The following is a 22802-nucleotide window of genomic DNA, read 5'->3' as shown; positions in this document are numbered from 1 at the left end:
TTTATTTTGTCTAATCTAAATTACCGATTTTTTATTAATTGATTGATTGTCTCTGCTAACTGGCCTGTTAATTTCCGCTCCTGGCACTCGCTTTCCGCGGGGAGGTCCTCCGGCACGCCCGCGGAAAGCGAAGTGCCTGGAGCGCCAATCAACAGACATGTTGAAAAGCCAATATATACTACGCGGTGAGCTGATAAAGGAATTGGGTGAATTAAAAGGCTATCGAAAGTTTTTTCGATAGCCTAAGAAAATTCCGCTTCTAATGCGGGATTTTCTCTTATTTATTAACGGTTGTCTGCGTTCTAATAAAAAAAGTACAAGCATATAAATGAACGATAGAAAAAGGAGGGTCGTTCAAAATATGCGAGTTTCAAATGTAACTGTCCGTAAACGATTAATGATTGCTCTATTCGTTGGTATTCTAACCTTCTTAATTATTGATGTACGGCTTGGGTATGTTCAATTTGTTTTGGGTGATTGGTTGACCGCAGGAGCAAAAGACTCTTGGAGCCGTAATATCCCTTTCGAACCTGAACGAGGAGAAATTGTAGACCGTAATGGGGTGCCGTTGGCAACGAATATAAGTACCCCCACTGTTTGGGTAGTACCAAGACAAATAAAGGACCCAGCAACAACCGCGGAAAAGCTGGCTTCCGTTTTAAATATGTCAAAAGAAAAGGCATACCGGGATATCACATTAAGGGAGAGAATTGTTCGTATTAAGGAAGGCAGAAAAATTTCTCATGAAAAGGCTAAGGAAATCAGATCCCTGGGTCTTGAAGGGGTCTATATTGGGGAAGACTCCAAGCGGCATTATCCCATGGGGAGTTATCTCTCACATGTACTTGGGTTTGCAGGAGTGGACAACCAGGGGTTGATGGGACTAGAGCAATATTATGATAAAGAGCTAAGTGGTGAAAGGGGCTCAGTTAAGTTCTATGCGAATGCTAAAGGTGAAAGAATGAACGATATGGCAGATGATTATGAGCAGCCGATCAACGGTCTCGATTTGAAGCTGACAATTGATTCAAAAATACAAACCATTGTCGAAAGAGAACTAGATATTGCTGAGGCAAAATACAACCCAGATGGAATTATCGCCATTGCAATGAACCCAAATAGTGGTGAAATTTTAGCGATGTCGAGCAGACCAACTTTTGATCCTGCTAATTTCCGGAATGTACCCCAAGAGGTCTATAATCGGAACCTGCCAGTTTGGTCAACCTATGAACCTGGTTCAACTTTTAAAATTATTACTCTTGCTGCAGCATTGAATGAAGGAAAGGTTAACTTGGAAAAGGAACATTTCCATGATTCTGGGTCGGTTCAAGTAGCAGGTGCAAGGTTAAAATGCTGGAAGCGGGGCGGGCATGGTGATCAAACATTTTTAGAGGTTGTTGAAAACTCGTGTAACCCTGGATTTGTTGAATTAGGCGAACGACTAGGAAAAGAAAAGCTTTTTAAATATGTTAAGGATTTTGGATTTGGGCAGAAAACTGGAATTGATTTACAAGGTGAAGGAACAGGGATTTTATTTAATTTGAACCGAGTAGGTCCTGTTGAACAGGCAACAACTGCTTTTGGACAAGGAGTATCTGTAACACCGATTCAGCAGGTAACTGCAGTGTCAGCAGCGGTCAATGGTGGAATATTATACAAGCCGTTCATTGCGAAAGAGTTAATTGATCCTGTAACCAAAGAGATTGTAATGAGGAATTCTCCTGTTGAAAAAAGAAGAGTAATTTCCGAGAAGACTTCAAAGGAAATCCGCCATGCACTTGAAAGTGTAGTGGCCCAAGGGACAGGTGGCAGGGCATTTGTTGAAGGCTATCGTGTTGGTGGTAAAACAGGGACTGCACAAAAAGCACAAAACGGCAGATACTTAGAAAATAACTTTATTGTTTCTTTTATGGGCTTTGCCCCTGCTGATGACCCACAGATTGTCGTTTATGTTGCTGTTGATAACCCAAAAGGAGTAACGGCATTTGGGGGAACCATTACCGCTCCAATTGTAGGTAATATTATGAAGGATAGCATGAAAGCAATGGGGGTTGAGCCGAGAAAGGATCAAATTGAAAAAGAACTAAAATGGCCAGATACTCCTTTAATAAAACTTCCTGATTTTACCGGTTTAACAAAAATGGAGTTAATGGATCAGCTTATTAACTTAAAGGTAGATGCCAGCGGGGAGGGAGATGTGGTTATTAGGCAATCTCCTGTAGCCGGAACCAAAGTAAAGGAAGGGTCAAAAATTAGGCTTTATTTTGGTAAAGAAGAATAACTCGGGTTGAATTTCTTATTGCTAGGGCGGTCGGAATGTTTTCCGCCGCCTAATTTTTTCTTTAAGCTTATATAACTAAATAGCAAAATAAAATATTTTAATGTAAAATAAGATGGAACTTTCGTTAAGAAGAATTTTGAGGTAAATACTGGTAATATGTATGTACGGTCATGAGAGGATTTGAGAGAAATGAAGCTACAAAAGCTGCTTAAGAATTTGCATCTTTTAGTTCCTTTTAAAGGTGAAGATCTAGAAATTACATCGATCGAAAACGATAATCGGAAGGTGCAAAAAGGGAGCTTATTTATTTGTATTAAAGGTTATACAGTTGATGGTCATGATTTTGCAGAATCAGCTGTAAAAAACGGCGCAGCAGCCATACTTGCGGAACGACCGTTATCACTTGATGTGCCTGTTATTCTTGTAAAAGATACAACAAGGGCAATGGCTGTGTTAGCTGATACTCTTTATGGGCAGCCAACTAAAAAGCTGCATTTAATTGGGATCACAGGAACAAACGGAAAAACAACCACCAGTCATTTAATTGAAAAAATAATGGTAGATGCTGGTCAAAAAACCGGTTTGATTGGCACGATGTACACTAAAATAGCTGAAAAGACGATTGAAACCAAAAACACCACACCTGAAAGCTTGACACTTCAAAAAACCTTTCAGCAAATGGTTGAAGCAGGGGTAAATACTGCCGTAATGGAGGTTTCTTCGCATGCCTTAGACCTTGGCAGGGTCCATGGCTGCGATTATGATGTGGCTGTGTTTACAAATCTAACGCAAGACCACCTGGATTATCATAAGACAATGGATGAATATAAGCGTGCGAAGAGCTTATTATTTGCCCAGCTCGGTAATACATTTGATCATCATAAACCAAAATTTGCCGTTTTAAATGCAGACGACCCTGCCTCTGATATGTATAGCAGGTCAACTGCCGCACATGTAATTACATATGGAATCGACAACAAGGCCGATATTCAAGCGAAAAACATCCAAATGACTTCCTCTGGTACTCATTTCAATCTCTTTGTCGAAACGGAAAAATTTCCGATCCAAATGCAATTAATTGGGAAATTCAGTGTTTATAATGTTTTAGCAAGTATTGCTGCTTCACTTGTGTCCGGAGTCGAAATTAATGAAATTATCAAGTCCATTGAAAGTGTAGAAGGTGTATCAGGAAGGTTTGAACTTGTAAATGCAGGACAAGATTTCACGGTTATTGTGGATTATGCTCATACACCTGACAGCCTTGAAAATGTATTAAAGACGGTTCAGCATTTTGCCAAAAAAAGAATCTTCGTCATCGTAGGCTGCGGTGGAGATCGAGATCGTACGAAGCGGCCATTGATGGCTCAGATAGCCTGTCAATTGGCCACAGATCCTATCCTCACTTCAGATAACCCTAGAAGTGAAGACCCATTAGCAATATTGAAGGAAATGGAAGCGGGGGTTGAGGGTGAAAAATATATGACCATACCTGACCGTAAAGAAGCGATTCATACAGCAATACAACAGGCAACAACAGGAGATGTGATCTTAATAGCCGGTAAGGGCCATGAAACATATCAAATTATTGGCAATGTCGTTCACGATTTTGATGACAGGCTAGTAGCACGGGAAGCGATTGAGGGGAGATAGCTATGTATTTAGCTTTGAAAGACTTGGAAGGTCTATTTGATTCTAGCCGTGGAATCCAAGATGATTTTTTGTTTACTTCGGTTAGCGACCAAGCAAACGAAGCGCAGCCAAAAGGATTATTTGTGTCATTTAACGGAATGTACGGTGAGCTTTCAGAAGCGATTGCAAATGGAGCAATTGCAGCTATTTGGAATCAAGAACACGATCTTCCAAGGTATACTCCGAACCATTTTCCAGTATTTTTTACAAACGATCCTGCTGATGCAATTGTAACAATTTTAAAAAGATATATTGAAAAATTAAATGGAGAAACAGACAAAATTATGGCGATAACTAACTTTAAATTTTCAAATAAAAAACTTCTTAATAAAAATAACGAAACATATGATATATCTGTGTTATTAAACGAGGTAATTAATAAAAACGAACCTAAAAGGAGGGAATAAAATGCTCGAGCAAGTTATTTTTTTCACAATAATTATGGGCTTTCTTATATCAGTATTGCTTTCTCCTGTATTTATTCCCTTCTTAAGAAGGTTGAAATTTGGACAAAGCATTCGTGAAGAAGGGCCAAAATCCCACCAGAAAAAATCTGGCACACCTACCATGGGCGGTGTGATGATCTTGTTTTCGATCGTTATTACGACACTTGTAATGACTGGAAAATTTTCTGAACCGACCGTTAAAACATATTTGCTGCTTCTTGTAACGCTCGGTTTTGGATTGCTTGGATTTTTAGACGATTTTATCAAAGTCGCGTTAAAACGGAATTTAGGATTAACCTCTAAACAAAAGCTAGCAGGTCAAATCATTATTTCAATTATCTTTTATCTTATCTATAAACAACAAGGTTTCTCGACCGAAATTAGTATCCCATTTACTGATACAACATTTGATTTAGGCTGGTTTTTCATCTTTTTCATCATATTCTGGTTAGTTGGCTTTTCAAATGCGGTCAACTTAACAGATGGACTTGATGGCCTGGTGTCAGGTACCGCAGCAATTGCTTTTGGTGCACTAGCAGTACTTGCTTGGAATCAATCACAGATAGAAATTGCGATATTTTCTGTGGCGGTTGTAGGAGCTGTGTTAGGGTTCTTGGTGTTTAACGCCCATCCTGCCAAGGTTTTCATGGGAGATACCGGTTCACTTGCTCTTGGAGGGGCAATTGCCACTATCGCAATTCTTACCAAACTTGAAATTTTGCTGATCATTATCGGAGGAGTATTTGTCATTGAAACATTATCCGTTATTTTACAGGTTATCTCCTTCAAAACAACCGGTAAACGGATTTTCCGTATGAGCCCATTGCATCACCATTATGAATTAGTAGGTTGGTCGGAATGGCGTGTTGTCGTCACTTTTTGGAGTGTTGGATTAATCCTTGCGATACTAGGAATCTATATAGAGGTGTGGTTATAAATTGAAACAGATTAAAACTTTCAGTCATAAAAAAATTCTTGTCCTTGGTTTGGCGAAAAGCGGGGTAACAGCAGCCGCTCTATTACATAAGCTTGGAGCATTTGTGACGGTTAATGATAAAAAGCCATTCTCGGAAAATCCTGAGGCACAAGGGCTATTAGAACAAGGGATTAAAGTGATTTGTGGTGAACATCCTATTGAACTTCTTGATGAAGGCTTCGAGCTGATCGTTAAGAATCCAGGTATTCCTTATAACAACCCAATGATTGCTGGAGCTATTGAAAAAGGAATTCCGGTAATCACCGAGGTAGAGCTTGCGTATGAGGTTTCGGAAGCCCCGTTTATTGCTATTACAGGAACAAACGGGAAAACAACAACGACAACATTAGTCTATGAAATGTTGAAAGAGGATGAAAAGAACCCGCTAATTGCAGGGAATATTGGTACAGTGGCATCAGGTGTTGCGGAGGAAGCAACAGCAGACAATACGATTGTCATTGAATTATCTTCGTTTCAATTAATGGGAATTGTCAATTTTAATCCTAAAATTGCCATTCTTACAAACCTATATGATGCCCATTTGGATTATCATAGGACAAAAAAAGAATATATTACAGCAAAGGCAAACATCACAAAAAATCAAACAGAACTTGAATATCTAATTGTCAATGCGGATCAAGAAGAAACTTTAGAAGTTGCTCGTCACTCTAAGGCCAGCATCATTCCTTTTTCTACAAAGAAGAGACTGTCGGAAGGTGCTTATATTTCCGATGGCTGGATTATATTTAATAGAGAAAAAGTGATGGAAATTGAGAAAATAGCTCTACCCGGCAACCACAATCTTGAAAATATATTATCTGCTATGGCTGCGGCAAAGCTTTCAGGCGTAGAAAATAGCGCGATTCAAAGGGTTCTTCGTACATTTACTGGTGTCAGGCACCGCCTGCAATTCGTTACAGAAGTGAACGGTAGAAAATTCTATAATGATTCTAAAGCGACGAATATTCTGGCATCCATTAATGCTTTAGCTGCGTTTGAAGCTCCAGTTATTCTGCTAGCAGGCGGTTTGGATCGCGGTAACGAGTTTGATGAGCTCCTGCCTTATTTAAAAAATGTAAAAGCAATGATTACATTTGGGCAAACCGCTCCTAAGATGGAACGGATCGGGACATTGGCTGGAATAAAAACAATCATCCGTGTCGATAATGTTGACAAGGCAGTGCCTGAAGCTTATCGATACTCCGAATCAGGTGACGTAATCTTGTTATCTCCTGCTTGTGCGAGCTGGGATCAATATAAAACTTTTGAGGTCAGGGGAGACATTTTTATCGAAGCGGTGCATAAGCTTAAGTAAGGGCTTGTACCTCGCGTGGTTCTGCAAAGCCCTAAAACTAGCAGTTGAGGTGTATTGTAGTGCCGACAAAAAGAACAACTCCCGATTTTATTTTAATGATCGTAACATTCACGCTTCTGGCAATAGGGCTTATCATGGTTTACAGCGCAAGTGCTATCTGGGCCGAATATAAATTTAATGATTCCTTTTTCTTTGCGAAAAGACAAACTCTTTTTGCAGGGGTAGGAGTCGCTGCTATGTTTTTTATTATGAACATCAACTATTGGACGTGGAGGACTTGGTCGAAAACCTTTATCATTATTTGTTTTGTCCTACTTATTCTTGTTTTAATTCCGGGAATAGGTAATGAAAGAAATGGTTCTCGAAGTTGGATTGGTGTAGGGGCTTTTTCAATTCAACCTTCAGAATTTATGAAACTGGCGATGATAGCTTTTTTGGCAAAATATCTGTCCGAACGGCAAAAGCTCATTACTTCATTTAAGAAAGGTCTTGTTCCATCATTAGGGCTTGCCTTTTTAGCCTTTTCAATGATCATGCTCCAACCTGATTTAGGTACGGGAACAGTTATGATGGGAACCTGTGTCGTCATGATTTTTATTGCTGGTGCACGGATTAGCCATTTTTCTTTCCTTGGACTGTTGGGTATAGCAGGGTTTGTCGGCTTAATTGCTTCCGCACCTTATCGAATGAAAAGGATAACTTCCTTTTTAGATCCATGGTCCGACCCGCAGGGAAGTGGCTTTCAAATGATTCAATCGCTTTTTGCAATTGGACCTGGCGGATTGTTTGGACTTGGACTTGGTGAAAGCCGACAAAAGTTTTTTTACTTACCAGAACCACAGACCGACTTTATCTTTGCAATACTATCTGAAGAATTAGGTTTTATCGGTGGTTCATTTATATTACTATTATTTGCACTGTTGTTATGGAGAGGTATTCGAATCGCCCTAGGTGCACCGGATTTATATGGCAGTTTTTTAGCCGTAGGGATCATCGCCATGGTAGCTATTCAGGTAATGATTAATATTGGAGTTGTCACAGGGCTAATGCCCGTTACGGGCATTACCTTGCCATTTTTGAGCTATGGGGGTTCTTCATTGACCTTGATGTTGATGGCGGTCGGTGTTCTTCTTAATATTAGCAGGTATTCTCGATTTTGAACCTTACCCCTGTTTAGCAGCAGGGTTCTTTTTATTTTTAAGCGATATCTAATTCATAAGGTTACAATTAGATAACATTCTTTTTTCATATGCATTATTTCGTTCGTTTTTATAGTAAGATAGTTATGGCAATCAGGTGTTAAATAGTTAATGAGGTGGAAAAATGAAAATAGTTGTTAGCGGTGGAGGGACTGGCGGACATATCTATCCTGCTCTCGCACTAATTAGAGAAATTCAAAAACAGAATAAGGATGCACAATTTTTATATATTGGGACTAAAAATGGTTTGGAAAGTAAGCTTGTTCCGATGGAGAATATTTCTTTTAAAGCAATTCATATTACTGGTTTTCAAAGAAAGCTTTCCTTTGAAAATATAAAAACTGTCCTACGTTTTCTAAAAGGGGTAAAAGACAGTAAAAGAATGTTAAAAGAGTTCAAACCTGATATTGTCATTGGAACAGGCGGATATGTATGCGGACCTGTTGTTTATGCTGCATCAAAGCTCGGTATCCCAACGATTATCCACGAACAAAATAGTGTTCCTGGACTTACCAATAAATTTTTAAGCCGTTATGTAAATAAAATTGCGATTTGTTTTGAAGAAGCCAAAGAATTCTTTCCGAAAGAGAAGACTGTTTTCACAGGTAATCCTCGTGCATCCGAAGTAATTGGCAAGGATGGGATTCAAGGACGTCTTGCAGCTGGGCTTAGTACAACAATACCAGCAGTTTTAATTTTTGGCGGCAGCCGTGGTGCCAGGCCAATTAATGAGGCTGTTGTAAAGGCCTTTGGGGAATTGGCTGAAAAGCCATATCAAATTCTTTATATTACAGGAGACGTTCATTTTGAGGATGTTAAAAAAGAAGTAGATCTAATTGGAAACCCAAAAAATGTAGTAATTAAGCCATTTATTCATAATATGCCAGAGGTTCTTGCGGGGATTGATCTAGTCGTTTCAAGAGCAGGAGCAACGACACTAGCAGAGATTACCTCGCTCGGTATTCCAAGCATTCTTATTCCTAGCCCGTATGTTACAAATAATCATCAAGAGAAAAACGCTAAATCTTTAAGTGACCATGGTGCGGCAGAATTACTATTAGAAAAAGATTTAAATAATAAAAGTCTTGTGAACCACATCGATCGTATTCTCTTAAATAAAGAAAATTTAAAGGAAATGAAGCTAAAAGCTAAAAAAATGGGTGTGCCTGATTCAGCTATTAGACTGTATTCCTTAATGCAAGAGCTTGTAGATACAAATCAAAGGTAGCCCATAATCGTTTTTAGCATAAACTGAAATAAATGCATCTTCGAAAGATAGGTGGTAAATATGGACGCAATAATAACGGAATTGCAAAATTCAAATATAGGAAAAGTGAAAATAAGTGAACCTCTTGTCAACCACACCACAATCAAAATAGGCGGTCCTGCTGATCTCTTTATTGAGCCTTCATCAGTTGAAAATTTAAAACAGGCGATGGGTTTGGTAAAAAAGCACAGCTTAAATTGGCGGGCGATTGGCAGAGGTTCTAATCTTTTAGTCTCTGACAAAGGCATCGAAGGAGCGGTAATTAAACTTGGCTCTGGAGTGGATGGACTTAAAATTAATGGCACAGAGATTACAGTGGGAGGCGGACATTCCCTGATAAGTTTGGCTACACTTATTAGCAAGAAAGGGATGGCCGGATTAGAATTTGCCAGTGGAATCCCTGGATCTGTTGGCGGTGCTGTGTATATGAATGCTGGTGCACACGGCTCAGATATTAGCAAAATACTGACAAGGGCTCATATTTTATTTGAAGATGGGACGATGGAGTGGCTTTCGAATGACGAAATGAAATTCTCTTATAGAACATCTGTCTTGCAGAAAATTAGACCAGGCATTGTTGTAGAAGCTGCATTTCAACTTGTCGAAGGTGATAAATCCGTCATTGTATCAAAAATGATCAAGAATAAGGATTATCGAAAAGATACCCAACCATGGAATTTTCCCTGTGCTGGCAGTATATTTAGGAACCCGCTTCCGAATTACGCAGGAAAATTAATAGAAGATGCTGGGTTAAAGGGATATAGTATTGGCGGTGCAAAAATATCAGAAATGCACGGGAATTTTATAGTAAATGCTGGAAATGCTACTGCAGAAGATGTGCTTGCCTTAATTCAACATGTAAAGGATACCATTTACAGCCTTTATAATGTAAAAATGGAAACAGAGGTAGAAATAATCGGACGGAAATAAGAAAGAAAATAATCGTACGAATGACAAATATTGTGTTATAATTACTGATAATATTATAGGTGCAACCTCGAAAAGTAACTGACGGCATGATTTTTCGTGCCGTTGTTTCTCTTTTCAAGGTAACACTATCGAATGTTTGGACAGGCTTAGTTAGCTATTCCTGAGGCAGCTGCTTTTTATTTGGAGGAATAATAAATGGAAAAAGGTAAAATCGTTGCTCTCGAGGATCGTATCCCTAAACTTAAAGAGCAAAGACGACGAAAAGCGAATAGACGCCTTGTGCTCCTGTTAATTCTGTTTTTTACAATGATAGTAGTTATCGCCTACTCACAATCACCATTAAGTCATGTAAAGACGATAACAATAAAAGGCAATGGAGTGTATTCCGCTGAAGAATTAGTCCGTCAGAGCGGCCTTTCGAATAATACGAATATTTGGAAAATAAAGAAGGAAGAAACCATTGTAAAATTACAGCGATTATCCGAGATCAAAAAAGCTGATATTCAGATTCACTGGCCTAGTACAGTTATTATTCAAGTAAAAGAATATAAAAGAATTGCCTATCTAAAACAAGGGAATAATTTCCTTCCAGTTATGGACAATGGGGAAATTTTAAAAAATCGAGAAGCAAATAAAATTCCTGTTAATTCTCCAATTTTATTTGAGTTTAAAGAAGGGGCAGCCCTCAATCAATTGGTTAAAGAGTTAGAAAAACTTCCTAGAGAAATTTCAAACTCGATCTCTGAAATCCATTATACTCCCAAGAAAACAGATCCATTTCATATATCCTTATTTATGAATGACGGATTTGAGGTGAGTGCGACATTAAGAAGTTTTTCAGAAAAAATGGTGCATTATCCCTCAATTATCTCCCAATTAGATCCTAACAAAAAGGGAATTATTGACTTAGAAGTAGGATCTTACTTTAAGGCTTTTGAAACAGAAGGGGAGGAAAAAGAAGTTGAGCAAGATAAAGGTGAAGGGTAAACATGTTATCTTGTCCCTCGTCTGCCTTGTATTAGGATTTATGATTGCCTTTTCTTATCATTTGACGCAAATAGAAAATAAAAATGAGAAGCCAAATGTATCGGGTAAACAGTGGGAAAAGACACTTGCATTAAGAAATCAATTAATTGCAGAAGAAAAGAGTAATCGAGAACTGCAAAAGGAGTTACATCAAAAACAAGATTTGGTTCTTAAAAATGAAAAAGATCTCTCAAAGGAAGCACAGGTCTTTCTTAATCTTGCTGAGGATGCCGAAAAATATCGTATGTTCTTGGGGAAGGTGAAGGTACAGGGGAAAGGGGTTAAGATTACTCTCACTGACGGTGCATACGACCCAAAAGAAGACAATATTAATAATTACCTTGTTCATGAACACCATGTATTTAAAGTGGTGAATGAACTATATATATCAGGAGCAGCAGCTGTTGCTATAAATGGCCAAAGGCTGACAAGTCATTCCTATATTATTTGTAATGGACCGGTTATTACTGTGGATGGAATTGAACATCCAGCACCATTTATTATTACAGCAATCGGAGACCCTGACGTCCTTTCATCATCAATAAACTTAGTTGGAGGAGTTAAGGATCAACTAGTTAACGATAATATTGTTTTTACATTAGAAAAAAATGATGAAATTGTCCTAAATCCAATTCTAGGAAGTTAGCCATTTTCAAAGTAGTGTCCACGGGATGATTATATAAAAGGTTAGGTGAAAAAATGTGGACAACCAAAAAATTAATGCAAGTTTTACATTGATAGCAATCTTGGTTGGTTTCATGATTGCGATCCAATTTCAAACAGTAAAAAAACCTGCTGAACGTGACACACGCGATATTTGGCAGCTTCGTGAAGCGTTACTTAAAGAAAAAGAACTTCAATCCAATTTATTAAGTGAAATTCGTTCAAATGAAGAAAAGCTGGCAGCCTATGAATCTAAGCGAAAACAAAGTAAGGAACAAGCTTTAAAGGATACATTAGATGAATTAAAGATTGAAGCTGGATTATCCAAAATTACTGTTCCTGGAATTACCTTACATATTGAGCCAGTAATCGAAGAAATAAAGCCGGGTACTCCAGTTAATAGGGTGGTTTCACCAGAACTTTTAAAAAGATTACTCAATGAATTGAATATGTACGAAGCAAAATATGTAGCGATTGATGGACGAAGAATTATTAATACGACTGTCATTCGGGACATCAATCGGGAAACAAAAATCGATGGACATACAATTAATAGTTTGCCGATAGAAGTTATCGTGGGTGTAGATGATAATAATACAGCTGAAAAATTATACAATCGGATGAAAGTTTCTAAATCTACGGAAGAATTTTTTATTGAAAATCTCAGACTTTCCATTTCAAAACCAAATCCGAACGTCACGGTACCTGCCTATGATAATTCCATTCGTATCCGCTACATGGAACCGACAATAGAAGGAGGCGATTCTTAATGTGGCTTCCATTCATTGGATTAATAATTGGAATCATACTTGGTTTGTTAACGGAGATTCGAATACCTGAAGAATATTCCAATTATTTGTCGATTGCTGTCTTAGCAGCATTCGACACGCTTTTCGGCGGCATAAGGGCATACCTGCAAAATATATATGATGAAAAGGTGTTTGTTTCAGGATTCTTTTTTAATATAATGCTGGCTGCAAGTTTAGCTTTTCTCGGTGTTCATCTTGGTGTAGACTTGTATTTAGCGGCAGTTTTCGCGTTTGGTGTCAGATTATTTCAGAATATTGCCGTAATAAGGCGAATAATATTGACGAAATGGTCAACAAACAAAGAAAAAGTAGAAAAAAATTGAAATTTTTTAAAGGGAATCATTTAGTTGTGACGAATAATTTAAATATTACTATGGAAACTTTTATTGAACAAAAAAATAGTTGTTGTTCAACTTAAGGAAATCTAAAGGAGGTGCCAAAGAATGAACAGCAATGAAATATATGTTAGTCTTGACATCGGTACATCCAGTGTGAAAGTTATCATTGGTGAAATGGTCAATGACTCGGGTAAAGACTCGTTAAATATAATTGGTGTTGGAAATGTGCTATCTGAAGGATTGCGCAAAGGGTCGATCGTGGACATGGACGACACCGTTCATTCGATTAGAAGGGCAATTGAGCAAGCAGAAAGAATGATTGGGATGGAAATCAGAGATGTGGTAGTTGGCATTTCTGGAAACAATGTTATGCTTCAACAATGTCATGGTATTGTAGCTGTTTCAAGCCAAAACCGAGAGATTACGAATGAGGATGTCATTCGTGTCATTGAAGCATCCCACGTTGGTTCTATCCCGCCTGAGAGAGAGAACATTGGCGTTATTCGAAAACAATTCATACTGGATGGTAAAGATGAAATCAATGATCCCCGCGGTATGATTGGGGTTCGCTTGGAAATGGATGGAACACTCATTACCGGATCCAAATCGATCATCATTAATACACTTCGCTGTGTAGAACGCGCTGGACTTGAGATTGTAGACATTGTCCTTCAGCCTTTGGCAGCTGGAGATTATGCATTGTCAAAGGATGAGAAGAACCTCGGGGTAGCTCTTATTGACCTTGGTGGAGGATCTACAACGATCGCTGTTTTCGAAGAAGGATTTATCACACAAACGAGTGTCATTCCAGTTGGCGGAGATTATATCACGAAAGATCTTTCTGTAGGGTTACGGACTTCTACAGAAGATGCAGAAAAAATCAAAGTAAAACATGGACACGCATTTTATGATGAGGCTTCAGAAGATGAAGTATTCAGTGTTCCTATAATCGGCAGTGATCAGCATCAACAATTTAATCAGCTTGAGATTTCTGATATTATTGAAGCAAGAATGGAAGAAATTTTTGAACTAGTTTTACATGAAATGAAACGCCTAGGATTAAGTGACCTTCCTGGCGGTTATGTTTTAACTGGCGGCATGGCAAATATGCAAGGTGTTCTAGAACTTGCCCAGGTGATTTTACAAAATCGAGTTCGGATTGCAGTCCCTGACTATATTGGTGTGAGAGAACCACAATATACTACAGCTGTCGGTTTAATTAAATATGCCTACAAGAATGCTAGATTACCAGGTGGTACCATTGGTTCATCGACCATTTCTGAACCTGTAGAAAAGAGAGTACCAAAACAACAACAACATCAACAACAACCTAAAGCAAAAGTAGAAAAACATCCGGAAGAAAAGATGTCATCAAAAGTAAAAAAATTCCTTGGTTACTTTTTTGAATAGGAAAATCAAAAAAGGAAGCGACGAATTAGGAGGATTGTCATGTTAGAATTTGATACAAATTTAGATTCTCTTGCAACAATAAAAGTAATCGGTGTAGGCGGCGGTGGTAATAACGCGGTAAACCGAATGATTGAACATGGCGTTCAAGGGGTAGAATTTATCGCTGTAAATACTGATGCTCAAGCATTAAATCTTTCTAAAGCAGAAGTTAAGATGCAGATTGGCGCAAAACTTACTCGTGGACTAGGTGCAGGTGCTAATCCTGATGTGGGGAAGAAAGCAGCCGAAGAAAGTAAAGAACAGCTTGAAGCAGCATTAAGCGGAGCAGATATGGTATTTGTAACAGCTGGAATGGGCGGAGGCACAGGAACTGGTGCTGCACCAGTTATTGCTCAGATTGCCCGTGACTTAGGTGCATTGACGGTGGGTGTTGTCACACGTCCGTTTACATTTGAAGGTAAAAAACGATCTGGTCAAGCTTCAGGCGGAATCGGTGCGATGAAGGAAGCTGTAGATACACTAATTGTGATTCCTAATGATCGTCTTCTAGAAATCGTTGACAAAAGTACGCCAATGCTTGAAGCTTTCCGTGAAGCAGACAATGTCCTCAGACAGGGTGTACAAGGTATTTCAGATTTAATTGCTGTCCCTGGTCTTATTAACTTGGACTTTGCAGACGTAAAAACAATTATGTCTAATAAGGGTTCAGCATTAATGGGTATCGGTGTATCTGCCGGTGAAAATCGTGCAGCAGAAGCCGCTAAGAAAGCAATAAGTTCTCCTTTATTAGAAACTTCTATTGATGGAGCACAAGGAGTACTAATGAACATTACAGGCGGCACAAACTTAAGCCTTTACGAAGTGCAAGAAGCTGCCGATATTGTAGCAACCGCATCAGACCAGGAAGTTAACATGATTTTTGGTTCTGTTATCAATGAAACGCTTAAAGATGAAATTATTGTTACTGTCATCGCAACCGGCTTTAAAGAAGAAGGAGTGCAGCCAAAAGCTACTCGTCCTACTTTTGGACAAGCCAAGCCGACAATTGGCAATGTTAAGAGAGAGCAGCCAAAACGCGAAGAGGTTCAGCAAGAACCCGTTCGCCACACCCAAGTTTCCCAAGAAGAAACTTTGGATATTCCAACCTTCTTACGTAACCGAAATCGGAGAAGATAAATAACGAATCATCTAAGAAAGGCATGGCCAATTATGGGTCATGTCTTTTTTTATTTATTGCAACAAAATCTATCTGACAAAATCCGTTGTGAATAGTGGAAAATTCTGTTTTTTTGATTACAGAAAGTGACACACTTCAGCCATGCAAGTACGTTATACTTTTTCGTAAACAGAAAGGAAAAGCTGACAATTTAAAGGGAGGAAGCTGGTTGACTATTTATTTAGATGTGATTTGGGCACTAAATTTGTTATTTGATAGCCTGCTTCTGTATTTAACAGCTATTTTTCTAAAAAGAGAAATTAAATTAGGGAGACTACTTGTTGGCGGTTTTATTGGTTCAATGATAATTTTATTATCCTTTACACCATTAAATGTCTATACAAGCCATCCAATTTCAAAATTCATGTTTTCAATCTTGATGGTGTTAACTACCTTTGGGTATAAGCGAATGACTTTTTTCATTAAAGCCTTAATGACGCTATATGTTTCAACTTTTTTAATTGGCGGGGCATTAATGGGGGCACATTATTTTATTCAATATGACTCTGAATTGACAACTAAGGTCCTAATGACCAGTGTAAAAGGTTTTGGAGACCCAATTAGTTGGGTATTCGTTCTTATTGGTTTTCCAATTGCCTGGCATTTCTCAAGAAAAAATGTAGAAAGTATGGAGATGACCAAAATTCAATTTGATCAAATTGTTAAAGTAACCGTGGAAATTGACAATGAAACACTTACTTTTAAAGGATTAGTGGATAGTGGAAACCAACTTTATGATCCGTTGTCAAAGCTTCCTGTTATGTTCGTCTCAATTAAAAACCAACTAGATACAATCCCAGAAACGATACAGAAACTTGCGGATGATCCAGAAATACTTTTAAAAGGGAGTGGAGAAATCCCAGATGAATGGCAAAGCAGGCTCAGGATCATCCCTACTCGCGTGATTGGACAAGAGCATCAGCTTATTATAGCGGTTAAACCTGAAAGCATATTGATCGAACATAACGGCACTCAGTATTTATGTGAAAAAGGCCTTGTATCTTTCACAATAAAGCAACTCTCTAGTGAGGATGCATTTCAATGTATTGTTCATCCAAAAATGCTAACTGGGCATAAACAGCAAACTGAAACCGTTAAGGTGAGTTAATATTACTATACTCAGAAAAACATATTTTAGAAGGAGGAACACGCATGAAAAAATGGAGGATTCGCCTATCCTACTACTGGTATAAACTATTAATGAAATTGGGCTTAAAAACAGATGAAGTTTATTATATTGGTGGCAGCGAAGCATTACCGCCTCCTTTGAGTAAAGATGAAGAAGAGTTGTTGTTAAAAAAACTACCGGGTGGTGATAAAGCCGCAAGGTCGATTTTAATTGAACGTAATCTCCGTCTAGTTGTTTATATTGCTAGAAAATTTGAGAATACAGGTATTAATATCGAGGATTTAATTAGTATCGGGACCATTGGATTGATTAAAGCCGTAAATACCTTTAATCCTGAGAAAAAAATAAAACTTGCTACATACGCCTCTAGATGTATCGAGAATGAGATTCTCATGTACTTACGACGTAATAATAAGATCAGATCAGAGGTATCCTTTGATGAACCTTTGAACATTGATTGGGATGGAAATGAGCTTTTATTATCTGATGTATTAGGAACAGATGATGATATTATCACAAAAGACCTAGAGGCCAATGTGGACCGAAAGTTATTGACAAAGGCACTGCATCAGCTTACAGACCGTGAAAAACAAATAATGGAGCTTCGGTTTGGTCTGACAAACGGGGAAGAAAAAACCCAAAAAGATGTAGCCGACATGCTGGGAATTTCCCAATCCTATATTTCACGATTAGAAAAAAGAATCATAAAAAGATTACGGAAAGAATTTAATAAGATGGTGTAAAGAAAAGAAAATTTTTTTCATTCGAAAAACCTAAGAATTTCGCGACTTAATTACATTTTTCGACAAATATGCACTTGTCCACCATCGTGGATAAGTGCATATTTTTCCTTCTCAAGGAAATACTGTTTTTTGTACAGCAACTCCTGTGAGGAGGGAAAAGGATTGACTCGAAATAAAGTTGAAATTTGCGGTGTGGACACAGCAAAACTTCCTGTATTAAAAAATGAAGAAATGAGAATACTCTTCAAGCAAATGCAAGAGGGCGATATTTATGCCAGAGAAAAGCTCGTCAACGGTAATTTACGACTCGTATTAAGTGTCATTCAACGATTTAACAATCGAGGCGAGTTTGTTGACGACTTGTTTCAGGTTGGCTGTATTGGACTGATGAAATCAATCGATAACTTTGATTTAGGTCAAAACGTAAAGTTTTCGACTTATGCCGTACCAATGATTATTGGAGAAATTCGAAGGTATCTACGTGATAATAATCCAATTCGGGTTTCAAGGTCCTTGAGGGATATAGCTTATAAGGCCCTCCAAGTAAGGGAGCGATTGATGAGCGAAACTTCACGTGAACCCACTGCAGAAGAAATCGCAAAGGTCTTAGAAGTTCCACACGAAGAAATCGTGTTCGCTCTTGATGCCATACAGGACCCAGTGTCCCTTTTCGAGCCAATTTATAATGATGGCGGCGACCCAATTTATGTAATGGACCAATTAAGCGACGAGAAAAATAAAGATATCCACTGGATTGAAGAAATTGCTTTAAAAGAAGGAATGCGAAGGTTAAACGATCGTGAAAAATTAATTTTACGTAAACGATTTTTTCAAGGAAAAACACAAATGGAAGTCGCGGATGAAATCGGGATATCTCAAGCTCAGGTTTCTCGACTAGAGAAAGCGGCCATAAGGCAAATGAATAAAAATATTCAAAGTTAAGCTGTCCTTTGGGCAGCTTTATTTTTATTCTTTTTACTAAAATGATATGAACAATCATATATTTTCTATAGTAATAAAACTGGGAGTGAGAGATGATGGTGAAAATTTCCGAATTCCAAATAAAAGATGTGGTTAATGTATCAGACGGAAAAAGGCTTGGTAATATAGGTGATATAGAGATCAATTTAACCACAGGTAAAATTGATGCCGTCGTGATTAGTGGCAGCGGCAGAGTACTCGGCTTTTTTGGAAAAGATGATGACGTGGTTATTCCGTGGAAAAATATCATTAAAATTGGTCAGGACGTAATTTTGGTAAGGTATAAAGGAAGTGAAGAGAGATTTTCATCGGAAACAGAGGATTGACAATAGTTATTTGCGGTGACCATTTTTTCGTTTCATGGTAAACTATAGAAAAAAACAAAAGAGGTATGGAAATGGAACCCTTTGTTTTAAAGAATGAGTCATTTTTTTCAATAGAAAGCTGGATAAGGCAGTTTCCTGGTTTGGCTGCGGGTATGACAACCAAAAATGGAGGAGCGAGTAAAGGGAATTACAAAACCCTAAACCTTGGCTTACATGTTGGAGATGACAGAAGCGATGTTTGCATCAACCGAGGAAAAGTTTCTGAACTTCTGAAGTTTCCTCTAAACACCTGGGTTGGGGCAGAACAAACACATGGTATTCATCTTAAGAAAATTTCAAAAGCAGATCGAGGTAAAGGGTCCAATTCCTATGAAGATTCTTTTAAAGACACTGATGGTTTTTATACGAATGAGGAGGGTATTCTTTTATCGCTTTGCTTTGCCGACTGCGTCCCTCTTTTTTTTATTGCACCTGAATCAAGGATGATTGGAATTGCCCATGCTGGCTGGAAAGGGACTGTGGGTCAAATTGCCAAGGAAATGATAAACGCATGGGGAAGAGAAGGAATTAATCCCCAACAGATTTTTGTGGCAATTGGCCCATCAATTTGTGAAAAATGTTATATTGTTGATCAACGAGTTATAAATTTAGTTGAAAATACTCTAGTAGATGTCGAAACATTACCCTATAATTTAATTAATGATGGCCAATACTCTTTAGATTTACGTGAAGTAAATAGACAAATTATTGTCAATTCAGGTGTACCTGATACTAATATTCAGATGACTGGTTTTTGTTCTAGTTGTGATAAAGAGTTTTTTTCCCACCGCCGTGATCAAGGTAGGACAGGAAGAATGGTAAGTTTTATTGGCTGGAAGGAGATTATGAAAAGTTTATGAGGGTTGCAGTAAAGTTTGAACAAATAAAACAACAAATTATTGAGACATGCCTTCGAGTAGAGCGGGACCCTGAAGAAGTGAAAGTGATAGGAGTTACGAAATATGTTAGTACGGAGAGAGCTATCGAAGCGTTACAAGCTGGCATAATAAATTTAGGTGAAAATCGTGATGAGGGGCTCCTTCAAAAGTGGGAAGTACTTAAGGACAAGCCTAATTGGCATTACATCGGATCGCTTCAGACGCGAAAAGTAAAAAATATTATTAATATAGTTGAATATATTCATTCTTTGGACCGGATTTCTCTTGCAGAAGAAATCAATAAACGAGCAGAACAAAAGGTAAAATGCCTGGTTCAAGTCAACGTCTCTGGGGAAGAATCTAAGCACGGCTTAACTCCTGAAGATGCGATAGTTTTTATTGAATCGCTTCGCAAATTTGAGAGAATTAGCGTGGAAGGTTTAATGACAATGGCCCCGTTAACGGATGATGAAGACCAAATTCGAGAATGTTTTCGCAAATTAAGAGAACTTCGCGATCAAGTTCAAGCCCTAAATTTGGATTACGCCCCATGCACAGAGCTTTCGATGGGTATGTCTAATGATTATGTAATTGCTATTGAAGAAGGGTCAACAATGGTAAGAATAGGCACAGCGCTTGTTGGTGAAGATGGTTAGGAGAGAAGATAATGACGATTAAATCAAAATTAAAAACATTTTTCTTTTTAGATGATGAATATGATGATAATAATGATGATTATGCACAAACAGTTGAACCGGCTCCCGTAAAGCAAAAGCAACAGCAACAGCAACAGCATCTGCCAGTGGTAAAAAACCAAAATGTTGTTAGCTTGCAAAGCGTCCAAAAAACTACCACTTCATCAAAGTCATCCAAGGTAATATTAGTTGAACCACGGACATATTCTGAGTCAACTGATATTGCAGACCATTTAAAAAATCGCCGGGCAGTTGTCGTGAACCTGCAGCGGATTGATAGTGAACAAGGCAGGCAAATTGTTGATTTTCTAAGCGGAGTTGTCTATGCCCTCGGTGGTGACATTCAAAAAATTGGTTTAAGTATATTTTTATGTACTCCTGATAATGTTGAGGTGTCAGGAAATATATCCGATTTGATTCCTGACTTTGATAATCAAAATATGAGGTGGTAATGTTAAATGGCATTTGTATTTAGTTTATTACAACAGTTAATTCAAGTTTATTCGTGGGCATTAATTATTTATATTTTAATGTCTTGGTTTCCAAATGCTAGAGAGTCCTCTATTGGTCAATTTTTAGCAAAAGTTTGTGAACCTTATTTAGAGCCATTTAGAAAAATCATCCCACCTCTTGGTATGATGGATATATCACCTATAGTTGCATTTCTTGTTTTAAACTTCGCTAGCAGTGGTTTAGGCAGTGTATATCGCTGGCTTGCATAAGAATACTGAAACTAGGTTGTGTTTTGAAAAATGAATATTTACCAGCATTTCCGGCCAGAAGAACGAGAATATATTGACCAAGTGTTAAATTGGAAGGATTATGTCGAGACGCAATATACTCCTAAGTTAACAGATTTTCTTGATCCAAGGGAACAGCATATTCTAAAAATATTAATTGGTGAACATGGCCAAGTAAATTATAAACTTTTTGGCGGCAGCCCGGATGTAGAACGAAAAAGAGCCTTAATCTTTCCAGATTATCTAACCGCCACGGAGGAAGAATTTCAAATCAGTCTTTTTGAAATCCATTATCCAACCAAGTTCGTCACGATCGAACATCGACAGGTATTGGGTACGTTAATGTCTTTAGGGCTAAAGCGAGGGAAATTTGGTGATATCCTTAATAAGGATGATAAATGCCAATTTTTCGCTGCAAAGGAAATAAGCGACTATATAAAAACTAATGTTGAAACAATTGGCAGGGCTGGCGTTAAACTAACTGAAACCGATATCGAGAATGCCATCCGTACCAATGAATTATTGGTCGATAGTGATTTAACAGTATCTTCACTACGATTGGATACTGTTATTTCAGGTATTTACCATGTGTCACGTCAAAAATCACAACTTTTTATTCAACAAGGTCTCGTGAAAGTGAATTGGACATTAACCGAAAATCCTTCATTTGAATGCGATATTGGTGATATGATTTCAGTTAGAGGATACGGCAGAGCAAAAATTCTTGCCATCGAAGGGAAAACAAAAAAAGAAAAATGGCGAATAAATGTCGGTAAACAAAAATAACAACATAAGTAAAGAAGGAAATTCGAAGAATGTTGTCGAATAATTGCTTATACATATAGAAATAGACATTGTATGGAGGTGGCATCAATGCCGTTAACACCGTTGGATATTCATAACAAAGAGTTTAATAAGGGTTTTAGAGGATATGATGAAGATGAAGTGAACGAATTTCTCGATCAAGTCATCAAAGATTATGAATTAGTACTCAGAGAGAAAAAAGAAATGGAAGAACGCTTAAACGATATGAATGAGCGTCTCGGTCATTTTGTTACTATTGAGGATACTCTGAATAAATCAATCATCATTGCTCAAGAAGCTGGGGAAGATGTAAAACGTAATGCCCAAAAGGAAGCGAAGTTAATCATTAAGGAAGCAGAGAAAAACGCGGATCGAATTGTCAATGAATCACTTTCAAAAGCAAGGAAAATTGCTCTTGAAATCGAGGATTTAAAAAAACAATCAAAAGTATTCCGAACTCGTTTTAAAATGTTGATTGAAGCTCAGCTTGATATGTTGAACACGGATGATTGGGATCATTTATTAGAGTATGAGGTAGATGCGACAGAGCTAAAAATTCATCAAGAAGAAGATTCATTAGCTTGACGAAATGCGTTTTTTTAGCATATAATTTCTTAACAGTTATAAAGAATGGTCAATGACGATGAAAGGGAAAGTACAATTTTCTAGGGCTTTTTAAAAGCGAGTCGGGGGTGGTGGAAGCCCGGTAAAGTTGGAAATTGGAAAATCACCCTCGAGTTCCAGGTCGAACCTCCTTCTTTAAGGATAGTAGGCTTAGGCGGTTTATTCACGTTACGAATGTTTAAGAGGATAGAACGATTATTTCGTACTATTTATCAGGGTGGTACCGCGGGAATAAAACCTTCTCGTCCCTATTTTGGGATGAGAGGGTTTTTTTGTTT

The 22802-nt window shown here is 38.0% G+C and carries 24 protein-coding genes and 1 other annotated feature; all 24 genes read left to right on the top strand.

The window, feature by feature from the left end; translation table 11 throughout:
• Positions 1-361: 361 nt before the first annotated feature.
• The gene (locus tag AB7942_RS01155; RefSeq protein ID WP_369445494.1) at positions 362-2281 is read left to right on the top strand and encodes a stage V sporulation protein D; all 1920 of its coding nucleotides are present in this window, start codon (positions 362-364) and stop codon (positions 2279-2281) included.
• 189 nt (positions 2282-2470) lie between these two features.
• Complete coding sequence (locus AB7942_RS01150; RefSeq protein ID WP_369445493.1) at positions 2471-3931, top strand: UDP-N-acetylmuramoyl-L-alanyl-D-glutamate--2,6-diaminopimelate ligase; 1461 nt, start codon at positions 2471-2473, stop codon at positions 3929-3931.
• 2 nt (positions 3932-3933) lie between these two features.
• Positions 3934-4377, top strand: a complete 444-nt coding sequence (locus tag AB7942_RS01145; RefSeq protein ID WP_369445492.1) for a hypothetical protein — start codon at positions 3934-3936, stop codon at positions 4375-4377.
• Between the two features lies 1 nt (position 4378).
• Positions 4379-5353, top strand: coding sequence for a phospho-N-acetylmuramoyl-pentapeptide-transferase (gene mraY / locus AB7942_RS01140; RefSeq protein WP_088086302.1), 975 nt, complete (start codon positions 4379-4381; stop codon positions 5351-5353).
• 1 nt (position 5354) lies between these two features.
• Positions 5355-6707, top strand: coding sequence for a UDP-N-acetylmuramoyl-L-alanine--D-glutamate ligase (gene murD, locus AB7942_RS01135; RefSeq protein ID WP_369445491.1), 1353 nt, complete (start codon positions 5355-5357; stop codon positions 6705-6707).
• Positions 6708-6766: 59 nt separating this feature from the next.
• Positions 6767-7867, top strand: a complete 1101-nt coding sequence (spoVE, locus tag AB7942_RS01130) for a stage V sporulation protein E (RefSeq protein ID WP_335437326.1) — start codon at positions 6767-6769, stop codon at positions 7865-7867.
• A 163-nt stretch (positions 7868-8030) separates the two neighbouring features.
• Positions 8031-9134, top strand: coding sequence for an undecaprenyldiphospho-muramoylpentapeptide beta-N-acetylglucosaminyltransferase (gene murG / locus AB7942_RS01125; protein WP_369445490.1), 1104 nt, complete (start codon positions 8031-8033; stop codon positions 9132-9134).
• Positions 9135-9194: 60 nt separating this feature from the next.
• Positions 9195-10103, top strand: a complete 909-nt coding sequence (gene murB / locus AB7942_RS01120; RefSeq protein WP_369445489.1) for a UDP-N-acetylmuramate dehydrogenase — start codon at positions 9195-9197, stop codon at positions 10101-10103.
• 195 nt (positions 10104-10298) lie between these two features.
• Positions 10299-11090, top strand: coding sequence for a cell division protein FtsQ/DivIB (locus tag AB7942_RS01115; protein WP_369445488.1), 792 nt, complete (start codon positions 10299-10301; stop codon positions 11088-11090).
• Positions 11065-11775 (top strand): DUF881 domain-containing protein, encoded by a 711-nt coding sequence (locus AB7942_RS01110; RefSeq protein ID WP_088086308.1) that lies wholly within the window; start codon positions 11065-11067, stop codon positions 11773-11775. Before AB7942_RS01115 ends, AB7942_RS01110 begins: the two co-directional genes overlap by 26 nt.
• Before the next feature lie 55 nt (positions 11776-11830).
• Complete coding sequence (locus AB7942_RS01105; RefSeq protein WP_369445487.1) at positions 11831-12562, top strand: DUF881 domain-containing protein; 732 nt, start codon at positions 11831-11833, stop codon at positions 12560-12562.
• Positions 12562-12924, top strand: coding sequence for a small basic family protein (locus tag AB7942_RS01100; protein WP_066252602.1), 363 nt, complete (start codon positions 12562-12564; stop codon positions 12922-12924). The genes AB7942_RS01105 and AB7942_RS01100 overlap by 1 nt, the downstream gene beginning before the upstream one ends.
• 120 nt (positions 12925-13044) lie before the next feature.
• Entirely contained in the window at positions 13045-14349 is a 1305-nt protein-coding gene (gene ftsA, locus AB7942_RS01095) for a cell division protein FtsA (RefSeq protein WP_088086310.1), read from the top strand.
• Between the two features lie 39 nt (positions 14350-14388).
• Positions 14389-15525 carry a cell division protein FtsZ gene (gene ftsZ, locus AB7942_RS01090; RefSeq protein ID WP_369445486.1) on the top strand — a complete coding sequence of 379 codons (1137 nt, stop codon included), beginning with the start codon at positions 14389-14391 and terminating at the stop codon, positions 15523-15525.
• Between the two features lie 209 nt (positions 15526-15734).
• Positions 15735-16673: a sigma-E processing peptidase SpoIIGA gene (gene spoIIGA, locus AB7942_RS01085; RefSeq protein ID WP_369445485.1), complete on the top strand. Its 939-nt coding sequence runs from the start codon at positions 15735-15737 to the stop codon at positions 16671-16673.
• Positions 16674-16717: 44 nt separating this feature from the next.
• Positions 16718-17437, top strand: coding sequence for an RNA polymerase sporulation sigma factor SigE (gene sigE / locus AB7942_RS01080; RefSeq protein ID WP_215000257.1), 720 nt, complete (start codon positions 16718-16720; stop codon positions 17435-17437).
• A gap of 162 nt (positions 17438-17599) precedes the next feature.
• Positions 17600-18379 carry an RNA polymerase sporulation sigma factor SigG gene (sigG, locus tag AB7942_RS01075; RefSeq protein ID WP_026566385.1) on the top strand — a complete coding sequence of 260 codons (780 nt, stop codon included), beginning with the start codon at positions 17600-17602 and terminating at the stop codon, positions 18377-18379.
• A gap of 95 nt (positions 18380-18474) precedes the next feature.
• On the top strand, positions 18475-18744 hold the full coding sequence (locus AB7942_RS01070; protein WP_088086314.1) for a YlmC/YmxH family sporulation protein: 270 nt from the start codon (positions 18475-18477) through the stop codon (positions 18742-18744).
• A gap of 71 nt (positions 18745-18815) precedes the next feature.
• Positions 18816-19643, top strand: a complete 828-nt coding sequence (pgeF, locus tag AB7942_RS01065) for a peptidoglycan editing factor PgeF (protein ID WP_369445484.1) — start codon at positions 18816-18818, stop codon at positions 19641-19643.
• The gene (locus AB7942_RS01060) at positions 19640-20317 is read left to right on the top strand and encodes a YggS family pyridoxal phosphate-dependent enzyme (RefSeq protein WP_335400754.1); all 678 of its coding nucleotides are present in this window, start codon (positions 19640-19642) and stop codon (positions 20315-20317) included. Before pgeF ends, AB7942_RS01060 begins: the two co-directional genes overlap by 4 nt.
• A gap of 11 nt (positions 20318-20328) precedes the next feature.
• On the top strand, positions 20329-20808 hold the full coding sequence (locus AB7942_RS01055; protein ID WP_335400756.1) for a cell division protein SepF: 480 nt from the start codon (positions 20329-20331) through the stop codon (positions 20806-20808).
• Positions 20809-20814: 6 nt separating this feature from the next.
• Positions 20815-21078: a YggT family protein gene (locus AB7942_RS01050; RefSeq protein ID WP_088086318.1), complete on the top strand. Its 264-nt coding sequence runs from the start codon at positions 20815-20817 to the stop codon at positions 21076-21078.
• A gap of 30 nt (positions 21079-21108) precedes the next feature.
• Entirely contained in the window at positions 21109-21882 is a 774-nt protein-coding gene (locus AB7942_RS01045) for a YlmH family RNA-binding protein (protein ID WP_369445483.1), read from the top strand.
• Positions 21883-21969: 87 nt separating this feature from the next.
• Positions 21970-22485 carry a DivIVA domain-containing protein gene (locus AB7942_RS01040; protein ID WP_088086320.1) on the top strand — a complete coding sequence of 172 codons (516 nt, stop codon included), beginning with the start codon at positions 21970-21972 and terminating at the stop codon, positions 22483-22485.
• 49 nt (positions 22486-22534) lie between these two features.
• Positions 22535-22777: a binding site (T-box leader), on the top strand.
• Positions 22778-22802: the final 25 nt, after the last annotated feature.

It is taken from the genome of Neobacillus sp. BF23-41, from assembly GCF_041106275.1.
This window is presented reverse-complemented; position numbering and strand designations above follow the sequence as displayed.

Bases quoted from the DNA above. Each gene is read 5' to 3' on its own strand.
- AB7942_RS01155 (WP_369445494.1), top strand. From the start codon at position 362: ATGCGAGTTTCAAATGTAACTGTCCGTAAACGATTAATGATTGCTCTA.
- AB7942_RS01150 (WP_369445493.1), top strand. From the start codon at position 2,471: ATGAAGCTACAAAAGCTGCTTAAGAATTTGCATCTTTTAGTTCCTTTT.
- AB7942_RS01145 (WP_369445492.1), top strand. From the start codon at position 3,934: ATGTATTTAGCTTTGAAAGACTTGGAAGGTCTATTTGATTCTAGCCGT.
- mraY (WP_088086302.1), top strand. From the start codon at position 4,379: ATGCTCGAGCAAGTTATTTTTTTCACAATAATTATGGGCTTTCTTATA.
- murG (WP_369445490.1), top strand. From the start codon at position 8,031: ATGAAAATAGTTGTTAGCGGTGGAGGGACTGGCGGACATATCTATCCT.
- murB (WP_369445489.1), top strand. From the start codon at position 9,195: ATGGACGCAATAATAACGGAATTGCAAAATTCAAATATAGGAAAAGTG.
- AB7942_RS01115 (WP_369445488.1), top strand. From the start codon at position 10,299: ATGGAAAAAGGTAAAATCGTTGCTCTCGAGGATCGTATCCCTAAACTT.
- AB7942_RS01100 (WP_066252602.1), top strand. From the start codon at position 12,562: ATGTGGCTTCCATTCATTGGATTAATAATTGGAATCATACTTGGTTTG.
- ftsA (WP_088086310.1), top strand. From the start codon at position 13,045: ATGAACAGCAATGAAATATATGTTAGTCTTGACATCGGTACATCCAGT.
- ftsZ (WP_369445486.1), top strand. From the start codon at position 14,389: ATGTTAGAATTTGATACAAATTTAGATTCTCTTGCAACAATAAAAGTA.
- sigE (WP_215000257.1), top strand. From the start codon at position 16,718: ATGAAAAAATGGAGGATTCGCCTATCCTACTACTGGTATAAACTATTA.
- AB7942_RS01070 (WP_088086314.1), top strand. From the start codon at position 18,475: ATGGTGAAAATTTCCGAATTCCAAATAAAAGATGTGGTTAATGTATCA.
- pgeF (WP_369445484.1), top strand. From the start codon at position 18,816: ATGGAACCCTTTGTTTTAAAGAATGAGTCATTTTTTTCAATAGAAAGC.
- AB7942_RS01060 (WP_335400754.1), top strand. From the start codon at position 19,640: ATGAGGGTTGCAGTAAAGTTTGAACAAATAAAACAACAAATTATTGAG.
- AB7942_RS01055 (WP_335400756.1), top strand. From the start codon at position 20,329: ATGACGATTAAATCAAAATTAAAAACATTTTTCTTTTTAGATGATGAA.
- AB7942_RS01050 (WP_088086318.1), top strand. From the start codon at position 20,815: ATGGCATTTGTATTTAGTTTATTACAACAGTTAATTCAAGTTTATTCG.
- AB7942_RS01045 (WP_369445483.1), top strand. From the start codon at position 21,109: ATGAATATTTACCAGCATTTCCGGCCAGAAGAACGAGAATATATTGAC.
- AB7942_RS01040 (WP_088086320.1), top strand. From the start codon at position 21,970: ATGCCGTTAACACCGTTGGATATTCATAACAAAGAGTTTAATAAGGGT.